A 13,183-nucleotide genomic window follows, 5' to 3' on the forward strand; every position below is an offset into this window, starting at 1 on the left:
TAAAATCGTAACATTACAAATCTAAAATTCAAACGATGCAGCAAGAAAAAAACACTTCAGAAATTCATATTCAAGATCAAAAAATTATAGAAAACAAGGAATTGTCAATTTGGGAAGCCTTGTTTCCTGTTTTGGCGTTGGTTGCGATGTTGGCTTATAATGTGTTTGTTTTTGGTGATGATGCATTGAGTGGCAGCAATCAATTTATTCTTTTGTTAGGTGGTGCAGTTGCTGCTTTTGTGGGTTTTAGAAATAAAATTTCTTTTGGAATGATGATGGAAGAAGTCGCAGAAAACATCAAATCAACTTCGGGAGCTATTCTTATTTTGTTGATGGTTGGTGCTTTAGCAGGAACTTGGTTGATTAGTGGTGTGATTCCAGCAATGATTTATTATGGATTGCAAGTGTTGAATCCAACAATTTTTTTAGCAGCTTGTTTGATCATTTGTGCGGTTATTTCTATCGCTACAGGAAGTTCTTGGACCACTTCAGCCACTGTAGGAATTGCATTAATTGGTATTGGTGATGCACTCGGAATTTCAATGGGAATGACTGCAGGAGCAGTATTATCAGGCGCTTATTTTGGAGATAAAATGTCACCAATGTCTGATACTACGAATTTGGCACCAGCAATGGCAGGAACAGATTTGTTTACACATATCAAATACATGACGTATACAACAGTGCCTACTTTTGTAATTTCATTATTATTCTTTATAGTTTTGGGTTTTACGCAAGATATTTCTGGAGAAGTTGATTCGAATGCATTATTGATTGATATTGAGAAGGCTTTTCATATTTCACCTTGGTTATTTTTAGTCCCAATTATTGTAATTGGATTGATTGTTAAAAAAACATCTCCGTTGATTGCTTTGTTGGCAGGAACTATTTTAGCGGCAATTTTTGCATTGATTTTTCAACCTGAAGTGGTTGCTCAAATTGCTGAGGTTAAAGAACTTGATTTTAGCTCAGCCTATAAAGGTGTGATGAAAGCCATCACAGTTGAAACATCTGTCGCAACTGAAAATAAAGCCTTGGCTGATTTATTCACAGCAGGAGGAATGTCTAAAATGATGGGAACTATTTGGTTGATTTTATGTGCCATGGTTTTTGGAGGAATTATGGATGCTATTGGCGCTTTGGCAAGAATTAGCAGTTTTATGTTGAGTTTGTTTGATTCTGTTTTTGGGTTATTTGCAAGTACCGTTTTCACATGTATTGGATTGAATTTTACAGCTTCCGATCAATATTTAGCCATTGTTGTTCCAGGTAAAATGTATGCAAAAGCATATCAAGACAAAGGTTTAGCACCTGAAAATTTAAGTAGAACTTTGGAGGATTCAGGAACTGTAACATCCGTTTTAATTCCTTGGAATACTTGTGGTGCATATCATTCAGGCGTTTTAGGCGTTGGTGTTTTTGATTTTGGACTGTATGCCATTTTCAATTGGTTGAGTCCATTTATGACATTGATTTTTGCGGCATTTAAAATTAAAATCCGTCAGTTGGTTGTTAAATAATTATGTTTTTCAATGAATTTTGTTCGTCAAAATTTCATTGTTAAATTGATTTGATTTTCTAAAATATATTTGATTTATAGTTACTTTTGCGGCTTTAAAAAGCATACTTTAATTTTTCATGAAATATACTCCACTAAAAATTTGCCTTTACATCTGTGCAACTTTATTGGTAATGTATGCAATGACTTTTCGAAGCAAGTATCGTTATTTAGAAGATAATAAGGTAGAAGAAGGAATATTTATCAATAAGTGGTTTTTTAAATATCCTAAAACAACTACTTTTTTTGCAGAAAAAAAGAAAGATGTCAATCAAATCAAAGCTCTAGATAGTATTGTTGAAAATGTGGGAACTCCTGTTGGTGAAGACGAATTTCAGGCGCAAATAAAACCTGATTTTTCACATATTGATACTTCTAAAATTCAGCGTTTATATTATCCAAAAGATAGTAAAGCATTTTTAAATCAATTGAAAGTGAATCTTCAAAGTGCCAAATGTCGCATTATTCATTATGGTGATTCACAAATTGAAGGCGATAGAATGACTGCGTATATCAGAAACAGATTGCAAGGATATTATGGCGGAAGTGGCCCTGGATTTATTCCAATTGTGCAAGCATATCAACAAATTAGTGCTAATGTAACACCATCAACCAACTGGAAACGTTATGCTGCTTTTGATCCAACCCACAAACGGTTTTCTCATAAAAAATATGGTGCTTACACCTCTATTTCTCGTTTTACTCCTGTATATGATTTGGAAAAAGACAGTACAGTTTTAGAGACTTTGGAGGTTAGTAAAGGAACCATTGACATTAGCGTTTCTCAACGTTCATATGCACTTTTAAAAAACGTAACTTCCATTGGTTTGCATTATGGAAATGCAATTTCACCTACAAGTATTCAGGTGTATAATGATGGTGAATTGATAAAAAGTGATTCGTTAATTGTTGATGGAAAATATCATAAATACTCCATCAAACTTTCAGTGGCACCTAGCAATTTAAGAATTGAAATGGAATCTAAAATCAGCCCCGATTTTTATGGCCTGACATTAGATGGTAGCAAAGGAATTTCTATGGATAATGTAGCAATGCGTGGTGCATCAGGAACTGTTTTTGCAGCCATGGATAGCGAAAATTTTGCGCAAATGTATCAACAATTGCAGCCTAAAGTGCTAATTTTTCAGTTTGGCGGAAATACAGTTCCGTATTTAAAAGATTCATCCTCAGTTAGAAATTATGCTGCAAATTTGCAAAATCACTTGAACTGGACTCGTAGTAAAACAAACAATGCAAGTGTAATTTTTATTGGTCCTTCTGATATGACCACTACTGATAATGGCGAGTTAGTAACCTATAAATTATTGCCTTATCTCAACAAGGTTTTAAAAGATACTTGCTTTGAAAACGGCATTGCTTATTGGAGTATGTTTGAAGCAATGGGAGGTATCAATTCCATGAAACATTGGGTTGATCAAAAATTGGCAGCAAGTGATTATACCCACTTTTCGCCAAGTGGAACAAAGGTGGCTTCAGAGCTGTTTTTTGTGGCTTTGTATTTAGATTTGATTCGGGAATGATGAAAAGTAAACTATTGATAATAGCCTTATTTTGGGCACTAAATTTTAGCGCACAACGCTATATTTTAGATAGCATTTTACCCATTCATGGAAGGGTAATTCACCAAGAAGAAAATCAACTGCAGTTTGCTTTAGAATCTCCTTATTTCAATTCTTTTTTCAAAAGAATGGATAGCATTTTTGAAGGTAAAAAAGACAAACTTCATATTTTTCATATTGGAGGCTCACATATACAAGCCGATATTTATTCAAATAAATTGCGCACGTATCTTCAAAACACGAATGATGTTTCTATGGCGCAACGTGGTTTTATTTTTCCTTTTCATTTAGCAAAAACCAACAATCCAAGCAACTATAAAATATCAGGAACTAGAGATAAATGGAAAGGTTATCGTTGTTCAGTAACGGATAGTGTTGCTTGGGGATTATCAGGAATTTCTGCTGCTTTTAGAGAAAAATCGGATACTATTTACATCAAAGCAAATCATAAAAATCATACTAAAAATTCGTATAAATTTGATAAGTTTCGATTGTTTTACAATACGTGGAAAAACGATTATGACATCCGTTTTTTAGACAGCACTTTAGTAATTTCTGATACTGTTAATGCTGATGTTTTTTATAAAGAATATCAATTTTCATCAGAAGTTGATTCGATTGCTATTGCAATACAATTGAAAGATTCAACAATTGTGAATCCTGAGTTTTTGTTTATGGGAGCTGAATTGATGAATAGCAATCCAGGGATTGAATACACAAGTATTGGCGTAAATGGGGCAAGTTTTGCCTTTTATAACAGAAGCGCTTATTTCGAAAAACAACTTCAATTATACAAACCAGATTTGTTCATTATTTCTATAGGAACCAATGATGCTTACATGCCAAAATCGCAATTTGATGGCGAAAAATTTAAGAGTTATTATGAGTCTTTTATTCAAATGATTCAACGTGTAAATCCAAATTGTGCTATTTTATTAACGGTTCCCAATGACAGTTATTACCGTCGAAAAATTCCAAATCCAAATACAGCCACTCAACAAAAAATCATTTATGAAATAGCTCAAAAATATCAAATGGCAGTGTGGGATTTTTATAAAATTATGGGCGGTTTTGGCTCATCAAACAAATGGTATCAAAGAAAATTAATGCCACGTGATCGTGTTCATTTTACTTATTTAGGATATCAAATTAAAGCGGATTTATTGTTAAATGCCTTTATTGATGCTTGGTCAAAAGCCACAAATCGAGATAAAGAAAAATTGCTAAATCATTATAAAAATTTATATGAATAGGCTAGAAGAAATATTTTCATTTTCGGAGTCATATCCTTTGATTTTTACCCAAGTAAATTTCTGGATTTTCTTCGCAATCATATATTTTATTTTTGCCATTGTTTATAAAAAAATCTCGCTTAGAAATTCGTATTTATTCTTTATTTCACTGTTTTTTTATTACAAAACAAGTGGATTATTTGTAGGAATTTTATTGTTTAGCACACTTGTAGATTTCATTATCGGGAAAAAAATTTACAAAACTGAGCATCAAAAAAAGCGCTATTTTTTAGTAACACTCAGTGTTTGTATCAATTTATTGGTGCTTTGCTATTTTAAATATGCGTATTTTTTTACAGATTCCTTCAATTTACTGTTCAATACCAATCACGAAGTAGTAAATTGGCTTGCAAAATGGGGAAATAGTTTTAGTGATCAAAACTATTTTACAGTAGACAAAATCATTCTTCCTGTTGGAATTTCATTTTATACCTTTCAAACCATCAGTTATAGTGTAGATATTTACAGACGTAAATTAAAACCTTTAGATTCCATTTTAGATTTTGGATTTTACGTAAGTTTTTTCCCTCAATTGGTGGCTGGTCCTATTGTAAGAGCAGAAAGTTTTGTACCTCAAATATCCAAGCCAACAATCTTAACAAAAACCGATTTTGATGCGGGTACTTATTTGATTTTAAAAGGATTGATAAAAAAAATGCTCTTTGCAGATTTTATTGCCATGCACTTTTTAGATCGTGTTTTTGATGCTCCAGAAATGTATTCTGGTTTTGCAAATTTCATGGCAATGATTGGCTATTCACTTCAAATTTATGGTGATTTTTCGGGCTATACAGATATTGCCATAGGTTTGGCATTATTGATGGGTTTTCAATTGCCTGTCAATTTCAATTCACCCTATAAAGCAACCAATGCAGGCGATTTTTGGAAACGTTGGCATATGTCACTTTCTACGTGGTTGCGCGATTATTTATACATTCCTTTAGGAGGAAATAGAAAAGGAACGGTTGGCTCTTACATTATTTTAGGAATCATGTTACTGATTTTACTGATTGCATTTAAATCAAATCTTTTGTTGATTGGTTTGATTCTGATGGTTTCTATTGGAATTTTTATTGCAGGATATTATAAGTCATCCATTAAAAATCATATCAATACCAATATCAATTTGATGTTAACCATGTTGATTGGCGGTCTTTGGCATGGTGCTTCTTGGAAGTTCGTCATTTGGGGAGGTTTGAATGGTTTAGGAATTGTTGTTTACAAATACTGGCGAAAAATAAGTCCGTATGAACAAAAAAATCAATGGTATGTGCGCTTTTGGAAAATAGGAATCACCTTTTTGTTTATCACATTTACCCGAATTTATTTTAGAGGCGAAAGTATGGAGCATATTTCTAAATGGTATTTTCAAGTTTGGAATCATTTTGATTTGAAAACAGCCCTAGAAATCATAACTCATTATCAGGCAGTTTTTTGGGTGATGTTGATAGGTTACATTTCACATTGGTTGCCAAAAACCACAAAGAATTTTATTGAAAATCTATATGCTAAAAGTCCAGTTTTGATAAAAATTATGTTGGGAGCTATGATTGGAATGATTTGTTATCAGGCATTTTCATCTGATTTTCAACCGTTTATTTATTTTCAATTTTAAATTTTATCAATTGTTTATCAAATGTTAAAGTAACATCTTGAAAAAAATGGCGAGATTTTTATCCATATCTTTGAAAAACATAAAAATAAGTATCCATGAAAAAATTTTTATTACTCTTTTCTCTTTCTGTTGGTATTGTAGTGGCTTGTAAATCTGCCATGGATTCAAAATCAACGGTTCTTAAAATTAATCTAGAACCAAAAAGCAATAGTTCTGTTTCTGGAACTGCAACTTTTTCAGAAAAAAATGGTGTAGTAACTTTTGAAGCTATGATTACTGGTCTTACGCCAGGTGTTCATGCAATTCATATTCATGAAAAATCAGATTGTTCTTCTCCAGATGGAACTTCTGCAGGTGGTCATTGGAATCCTGAATTTAAAAAACATGGAAAATGGGGTGAAGCTGAATACCACAAAGGTGATATTGGCAATTTTACTGCCGATGAAAATGGCAAAGGAAGCATTACTTTAAAAACCGATGAATGGTGCATTGGTTGTGAAGATGAAACCAAAAACATCTTAAATAAAAGCATCATTGTACATGCTAATCCTGATGATTTTGTAACACAACCTACAGGAAATGCTGGTGGAAGAGTGGCTTGCTCAGGAATAATTCGTTAATTTTTCTGACTATTATTTCCTGTTCTTAAACTCTAAAACGGCATTGTGAGGTTTTAGAGTTATCAAAGGTTTTATTTGAATTGGGGTTTTCTTTTCAACAATTTCGAATTGTTCTACCAAAGCAATAATGGTTAAAATCATTTCGTACATCGCAAAATTATTTCCGATACACATTCTTGGACCTGCTCCAAAAGGGAAATAATTTTTTGAAAACTTGATATTTTCCTCTAAAAATCGTTCAGGAATAAATTCATTTGGCTGTTTCCAGAAATCGGAATGACGATGAATTTCATACACAGAAAACAATAAATTAGAGCCTTTTGGCAAGTTAAATCCGTTGTAAGTTTCTTCTTCAATATTTACACGATCAATAAAATAGGCTGGAGGATACAAACGCATAGATTCTTCAATAACCAATTTGGTGTAGGTGGCATTTTTTATCCAATCCATACAATCTGAAGATTCGCTTTTTATTCTTTTAATTTCAGAATGAATTTTTGATTGTGCTTCAGGATTTCTAGCCAATAATTCGCAGGTAAAAGTAAGTGCGTTTGAAGTAGTTTCATGACCTGCAGCAAACAAAATCAGGATTTCATCCACCAATTGATTTTCATCAATATTGGTGCCATCTTCATACCTTGCGCTCAAAAGCATGTCTAATAAATCATGATGCTTGCTGTTGCTTTGCTTTCGTTCTTCGACCAATCTTTTTAGAATAGTTCTCGAGTTTTTAGTTAAATCTAAGTGCTTTTTAGTTTTTCCAGAAAGATTGAACCACCAAACCAAAAAAGGTTGTCTCAGTTCTTGCACCAACATTTTTTGAGTAGCTTCTGTAGTATGTTGTAACGAATCAACATCTTCATCAGAAATATTGATATTGAAAATAGATTTGATGACTGTTTGAAAAGCCAAATCATTAAAAACCGGAAAAATATCAATTGGATTTCCAGTTTTTATGTTTTTTAATTCTGATAAAATGGTTTTTTGAATGGTATCAACTAACAGCTTCAGTTGACTTTTATGAAATGCAGGTTGAATAAACTTTCGCTGTTTTTGCCAATGCTCGCCTTCTGCAGTTAACAGTCCTTTCCCTACATATTTTGCTACATCTTTTGTTTGAATGTAAGATTTGGTGTAATTTTTCTGATTTTTTTGAAGCGCATGTTGCAACAATCCTGCATCCCTACAAAACAACACCGAATTTCCCAAACCAATGTTTAATCGAAAAATATCTCCTAAAGTGTCAAAGTTTTTTGCATGAAAAGGCAAAGGATTGTGTAAAATTCCACGTGCATGATTCAGAAATTTGAAAAAGGAAACTTCAGGGATTTTTTTTGATGTGCTCATTTTTGTATTTGAGATTCTTTTAAACAAAATTACTTCTAGTTTTCCGAAGATAGTTTGCTCAATTTGTTACTTACAAATTTAAGTATAATCAACTATGTAATTTTGGAAATTAGTTGGAATTCAATACAAGTTTAAGCGTAATCTGATTACTTAAAAAGAATCTAAATAGTGGTTATTTTTTCTTAAAAAGATTCAATGTAACAGAAATGATTAGCAAAACCCAAGGCGAACCATGCAACAAAACATCAAACCAATCTTGAGATTGCATTGCGAATTCACCCGAAAAAGCATTTCCGCCTAAAATCCATTGTATTTTACCAACAATGTGTGGAGGATTGAAAGGAGCTAACCCTAAAGTTAGACTTGCGATTAAAAAAAGCGACCAATTTTTTCTAAGTTGTTCTATCATAAGAAGGTTTAAGGGTTTAAAAGTTTCAGATTTAAAAGTTTAGTTTTGCAGTTTTAAGCGATAGGAATCTAAAAGTCCTTCCCTTTGGGAAGGATTTAGGATGGGCTAAATAAACCAATTCCAAACCAATCCAAAACGAATGGTCATGTCACGATATGGATAATTTGGTGCTGAAAAGTAGTTTTTTGATGAAAATCCTGAGGTTACATTATCAATCTTAAAATAAATTCGAGTTCTTCGTACTTGCGCATTGAAAAAAACATCCACAGTTGGAAAACCAATTTCCTCATCATTTTGAAGTGTAAATTCGGCTAATAATGGATTGTAAGCATTCATGTTGTATTTGGTAAAATACTTAAAAGTAGCCCCAATATTTACCAACATGGGTTTTCCTTTAAACCAGTAATCTGTGTAGTAAAAAGTGTTTCTTGTAACGAATTCTGGCACTCTAAAAACCGAACTTCCACTGCTTACATTTTGATACATTACAGTGTTGTCTAAAGCTAATTTCCAATATTTAAATTCACGATTTACTTTTACTTTCAAATAGGTAATTTGACTATCAAATTGTTGGGCTTTGCTGTTTTCATCAAAATAGGTAAAGTTGTCAATATTGGTAAAATTCAAACTTGCATTTAACCATTTTGAATCGATTGCAAACCCAAGATCTCTGGTATTTACGTTGCTAAAATTGTTTTCCCAATTGTAATTGTCGTATTTACTTTGATGTAAAATCGTATTGAAATTCGGAGATTTTGAACTTAACAAAAGACTTCCTGTAATCGAAAAAAGACTATCTTTTTTAAAGTTGGCTACACCTCTTAAAAAATTTCCTGAAATTCTTGAACTTCCTGGAGTAATTCTTCCCTCTGCAAACAATCCGAAATTTTTGACTTTTGCATTCCAATCTGCACCAAATGACAGCGCACTTCCATCAAATTTAAAATTAGAAACCGAATTTGCAGCGTTTAAAATAGTATCATAACCATACGCATATTGAGTGAGATGCAACTTGGCTTTGAATTGTCCTAAAACATATTTCGAATTAAATTCTAAATTGAATTCGTTGTCTGTAATTTTACTTAGAGCCTCATTATTAGTTGCACTTGTTGCATTTGCATTCCCAAAAATGGCAGTTGTATTGGTGGCTTGATTAAAACGATAGCTTTTGTTTTCACTAGTTAATACATGCCCAATTTTCAGATTTCCAAATTCTCTATTTTTTAGGCTGTCTTTACTAGAAAGCAATTTGTAGCTATGATTTATATATACTCTTGAGCCGTCAAACTGACTTTCAGCATCATTCAAATTCACATCCAAACGTTGGCGTTGTTCAAAATTTGGATCTTCATTGATGAAATTTTGTAGTGCATTTGCTGTCAATCCACCATTTTCTTGATGAAAAAAATCTTGCGAAGCAATATGACCTCGAATTTCGTATTGATTTTCTTTTGTTCGGTAATGAAAAGCACCTCTAAAATTTCCATTACTCACAAGCGCTCTTCTGTAAGCTCCCAAAGAACGCAAACCTTTGTAAGACATAGAAACATTGAATCTTTCCGAAAAATTTAAGGTAAAAATAGCATCTACAACTTGCCCTTGTTGCATTCCAGTTTTATAAGTGATTTCGGTTGTTGGTGTAGGAACTTCGTAATATTTAATATCTTCAATTTCAAGATAACTTACTTGTTTTGCACGAAAACCAATATCAGGAAAATGGTTGATATTGCTAAAATTATAGCCTAGATTATTGAACGTTTGCCCTTGGTTATGAAAGGGTAGCAATTCAAAATTGTCTTTTCTCAAATAATTAAAAATATATTCTTTTTTGATGGTTAATGTAGTATCAATGTAGGAAGTATCTCGTTTGTGAGAGAAAATTTTGTAATCTGTATATTTTGTTTTTCCTGATAAAATGACTTTGGTAGAACCTGTATTTGATAGGGTATCAATTCTACCATCCATACCAATTGAGATATTGTCACGCTTTTCATTACCTCCTAATTTTCGCTGAGAATACAGGGTATGTATTGTGAAAATAAGTAGTAAAAAAGGATAAACTATTTTTTTGTTCATGGCGAAATTCAACAGCGACAAATGTAAAATAATTAAACGAAAATTAATGTGTTTAATTATGGCGAAATTGGTTAATTTGTAAAATGTTACATTCAAATTTTAGCGGATTTACTTTAGAAGTTGGTACAGACGAAGCTGGAAGAGGCTGTTTGGCAGGTCCTGTTGTGGCTGCAGCTGTAATTTTGCCTGCTGATTTTTCGCATCCTTTTTTAAACGATTCCAAGCAACTTTCAGAAAAAAAGCGACACGAATTGCGACCCATAATTGAAGAAAATGCCATTGCTTTTGGTGTTTCTTTTGTGATGCAAGATGAGGTTGATGAACTCAATGTGTTGCAAGCTTCTATCACAGGAATGCATCGTGCCATAGATGCGTTAAAAATTACTCCAGAATTTATAATTGTTGATGGTAATAAATTCCGAAAATACCAACAAATTCCGCATCAAACCATTGTAAAAGGCGATTCAAAATTTCAAAGTATTGCAGCTGCATCTGTTTTGGCAAAAACTTATAGAGATGCTTATATGGAAAAAATTCATCAAGAGTTTCCTGCTTATTTTTGGAGCAAAAACAAAGGATATCCAACAGTTGATCACAGAAATGCCATACGTGAATTTGGTGCCACAATGCATCACAGAAAAACGTTTACATTATTGCCTGAGCAATTAAAATTGGAATTGTAAATGAAAAGATAACAAGCCTTTTATGTTGCTTTTAAAATACTTTATTTAGAAAACAAATTTTTTTGTGAAGCTCTGTGGATTCTTTGTGAAACTCTGTGTAATAGCTATTTCACAAAAGGCTCAAAGAAGGCACAAAATACACAAAGTTTTACTTTTTGTTTGTTCTACACGTTAAATAAAATAATTATCATCAACTGGAAATGCCTCATGTTTTTTATTCAAATTCACAAAACTTCTAGTACTTTTACGCACTTAAATTTCCAGAAAATGATTCAAAAAACACGTGCAGAAATTACCAAATGCATTCTTCATAAAGTAGCGAATAAATTCAATAGTGGTCACAATGTTTTTTCAGAAAACACGATTCGTTTTGACCAAGAAAGCTATGATTTGATGAAAAGTTTTTTGTTAAAACCTTTCGGTTCCATTACGCAAAGTTACCGGTTTTCGCATCATGCAGATGTGCGTTTGAACGAGTTGAACAATTACAGTACTGCCATTTTTAAAGATGAATCTGTATTTGTTGAGTTTTCTAAAAATATTGTGAATCATTTGTATGAACAATCCAATTCTGCTCAAATAAAAACTGGGGATGTAATTGTCGCTTTTATTGAAGGCATTGAATTCAATAATGTTTTGACGGAAGCTATCGGAATTTTTAAAATTGAAAACAAAGTCGATTTTTTTCAAACGTATTTGGATGATGCTAACAGTTATGATGTAATTGTTCAAAAAGGAATTTCAACCAAAAAGATTGATAAAGGATGTTTGATTTTAAATACTTCAGATGCACAAGGAACCATTGTTTTTTCTGTTGATAACAATAATTACGATGCCCAATATTGGATTAAAAACTTTTTGGGTGTAAAATTGGCAGATGATTTTAATTCGCACACCCAAAATTATTTAGAATTGTGTAAAGAGTTTTCGGAAGAAGTTATCAAACCCGAATTTGGAAAACACGAACAAGGGGCATTTTTAGCCAATACTGTTGATTATTTTAAAGAACATGAATCAGTAGATTATGAACAATTTAAAGACGAACTTTTTCAGGATGACAAACACAAAGAACTGTTTGAAGAATATAAAAAGCATTTCGAAACGTTGAATGATGTGTTGATTCGAAACAATTTCAATATTTCGGATGTAGTGTTGAAAAAGGAAAAAAACAAACTCAAAACTGAAATCAAACTAGATACCCATTTTATCATCAAACTGGATGTTGATGCTCCTGATGCCGCTTCAGAATATTTAGAAAGAGGCTATGATGAGGAGAAAAAAATGAAATATTACAAGGTGTATTTTAATGAGGAGAGGTAGGAGTTGGATTGTTGAAGTTTTTATTGTTTAAGGGTTTCTGTTGTTTGAAGGATATTGCTATCAAAGTATTCTAAATTGCCAATCACTTATTTTCCTGTTTGATTTGGTTTTAAAAAGTATTTTACATGAGTGATTACAGCAGTATGTATGGAGTATCACTGAGTAATGTACGCTATAACCCCTGGTAAAGTACGCTATAAGTACGCTATACCTACGCTATAACCTCTTTTGATCTAATACTTTGATATGGCTTTAGATTGGCTTTGACTCGTCTTAAAATAACTATACAAGTTATTATGACCCGTCCTAAAATAACTATACAGGTTAATACATAAATCCTATTATAGTTATACAACTATACTTCATACTCCTAAATGAACTATACAGCTGTTTTTTCATGGTTGCAATATTTAGTACTCCTAACTATTTTATACTATTACAGAAGTTGAAAAAAATTACCGAATATCACTATAAACTTTACAATTATTACCTGAAAATTGCCTTTTGTACTTTGTGAATTGTTATTTTACACCAAAATATTTTAGTCATATATCTTAAAAAACATTCACTTATATGGTATATAAGCCATTTATTACTTAATAAATCACATTAGTTACTTTTAGCTATTTTTAACTAGGTTCTAAGAAGTTAAATAATAGATTTGTTGGTTAGAAATTGAATGA

General features: G+C 32.1%; 10 protein-coding genes. 7 read left to right on the forward strand and 3 right to left on the reverse strand.

The window, feature by feature from the left end; translation table 11 throughout:
- The first annotated feature begins 35 nt into the window (after positions 1-35).
- From nhaC to WHA43_RS10725, 5 genes are all read left to right on the forward strand, one after another.
- On the forward strand, positions 36-1,520 hold the full coding sequence (nhaC, locus tag WHA43_RS10705; RefSeq protein WP_105047037.1) for a Na+/H+ antiporter NhaC: 1,485 nt from the start codon (positions 36-38) through the stop codon (positions 1,518-1,520).
- Positions 1,521-1,638: 118 nt separating this feature from the next.
- Complete coding sequence (locus WHA43_RS10710) at positions 1,639-3,099, forward strand: lipase (protein WP_105047038.1); 1,461 nt, start codon at positions 1,639-1,641, stop codon at positions 3,097-3,099.
- Positions 3,096-4,391, forward strand: coding sequence for a GDSL-type esterase/lipase family protein (locus WHA43_RS10715; protein WP_105047039.1), 1,296 nt, complete (start codon positions 3,096-3,098; stop codon positions 4,389-4,391). Before WHA43_RS10710 ends, WHA43_RS10715 begins: the two co-directional genes overlap by 4 nt.
- Positions 4,384-6,045, forward strand: coding sequence for an MBOAT family O-acyltransferase (locus tag WHA43_RS10720; protein ID WP_105047040.1), 1,662 nt, complete (start codon positions 4,384-4,386; stop codon positions 6,043-6,045). The genes WHA43_RS10715 and WHA43_RS10720 overlap by 8 nt, the downstream gene beginning before the upstream one ends.
- A 95-nt stretch (positions 6,046-6,140) precedes the next feature.
- Positions 6,141-6,665 carry a superoxide dismutase family protein gene (locus WHA43_RS10725; RefSeq protein ID WP_105047041.1) on the forward strand — a complete coding sequence of 175 codons (525 nt, stop codon included), beginning with the start codon at positions 6,141-6,143 and terminating at the stop codon, positions 6,663-6,665.
- A gap of 12 nt (positions 6,666-6,677) precedes the next feature.
- Here the strand turns inward: WHA43_RS10725 and WHA43_RS10730 are convergent, their stop codons facing one another.
- From WHA43_RS10730 to WHA43_RS10740, 3 genes are all read right to left on the reverse strand, one after another.
- The gene (locus WHA43_RS10730) at positions 6,678-8,012 is read right to left on the reverse strand and encodes a cytochrome P450 (RefSeq protein WP_105047042.1); all 1,335 of its coding nucleotides are present in this window, start codon (positions 8,010-8,012) and stop codon (positions 6,678-6,680) included.
- Between the two features lie 172 nt (positions 8,013-8,184).
- Complete coding sequence (locus WHA43_RS10735) at positions 8,185-8,421, reverse strand: hypothetical protein (protein ID WP_105047043.1); 237 nt, start codon at positions 8,419-8,421, stop codon at positions 8,185-8,187.
- Positions 8,422-8,526: 105 nt separating this feature from the next.
- Positions 8,527-10,497 carry a putative porin gene (locus WHA43_RS10740; RefSeq protein WP_105047044.1) on the reverse strand — a complete coding sequence of 657 codons (1,971 nt, stop codon included), beginning with the start codon at positions 10,495-10,497 and terminating at the stop codon, positions 8,527-8,529.
- A gap of 83 nt (positions 10,498-10,580) precedes the next feature.
- On the opposite strand from WHA43_RS10740, the gene WHA43_RS10745 reads away from it, so the two are divergent.
- Positions 10,581-11,180, forward strand: coding sequence for a ribonuclease HII (locus WHA43_RS10745; RefSeq protein WP_105047045.1), 600 nt, complete (start codon positions 10,581-10,583; stop codon positions 11,178-11,180).
- A 267-nt stretch (positions 11,181-11,447) separates the two neighbouring features.
- On the forward strand, positions 11,448-12,500 hold the full coding sequence (locus WHA43_RS10750) for a nucleoid-associated protein (protein ID WP_105047046.1): 1,053 nt from the start codon (positions 11,448-11,450) through the stop codon (positions 12,498-12,500).
- Positions 12,501-13,183: the final 683 nt, after the last annotated feature.

Origin of the sequence: Polaribacter gangjinensis (assembly GCF_038024125.1) — a bacterium.
Lineage (GTDB): Bacteria > Bacteroidota > Bacteroidia > Flavobacteriales > Flavobacteriaceae > Polaribacter > Polaribacter gangjinensis.

What these genes read in the sequence shown, in the direction of transcription:
- WHA43_RS10750 (WP_105047046.1), top strand. Translation starts at nt 11,448, where the DNA reads ATGATTCAAAAAACACGTGCAGAAATTACCAAATGCATTCTTCATAAA.
- WHA43_RS10715 (WP_105047039.1), top strand. Translation starts at nt 3,096, where the DNA reads ATGATGAAAAGTAAACTATTGATAATAGCCTTATTTTGGGCACTAAAT.
- WHA43_RS10740 (WP_105047044.1), bottom strand. Translation starts at nt 10,497, where the DNA reads ATGAACAAAAAAATAGTTTATCCTTTTTTACTACTTATTTTCACAATA.
- WHA43_RS10710 (WP_105047038.1), top strand. Translation starts at nt 1,639, where the DNA reads ATGAAATATACTCCACTAAAAATTTGCCTTTACATCTGTGCAACTTTA.
- WHA43_RS10730 (WP_105047042.1), bottom strand. Translation starts at nt 8,012, where the DNA reads ATGAGCACATCAAAAAAAATCCCTGAAGTTTCCTTTTTCAAATTTCTG.
- WHA43_RS10745 (WP_105047045.1), top strand. Translation starts at nt 10,581, where the DNA reads ATGTTACATTCAAATTTTAGCGGATTTACTTTAGAAGTTGGTACAGAC.
- nhaC (WP_105047037.1), top strand. Translation starts at nt 36, where the DNA reads ATGCAGCAAGAAAAAAACACTTCAGAAATTCATATTCAAGATCAAAAA.
- WHA43_RS10720 (WP_105047040.1), top strand. Translation starts at nt 4,384, where the DNA reads ATGAATAGGCTAGAAGAAATATTTTCATTTTCGGAGTCATATCCTTTG.
- WHA43_RS10735 (WP_105047043.1), bottom strand. Translation starts at nt 8,421, where the DNA reads ATGATAGAACAACTTAGAAAAAATTGGTCGCTTTTTTTAATCGCAAGT.
- WHA43_RS10725 (WP_105047041.1), top strand. Translation starts at nt 6,141, where the DNA reads ATGAAAAAATTTTTATTACTCTTTTCTCTTTCTGTTGGTATTGTAGTG.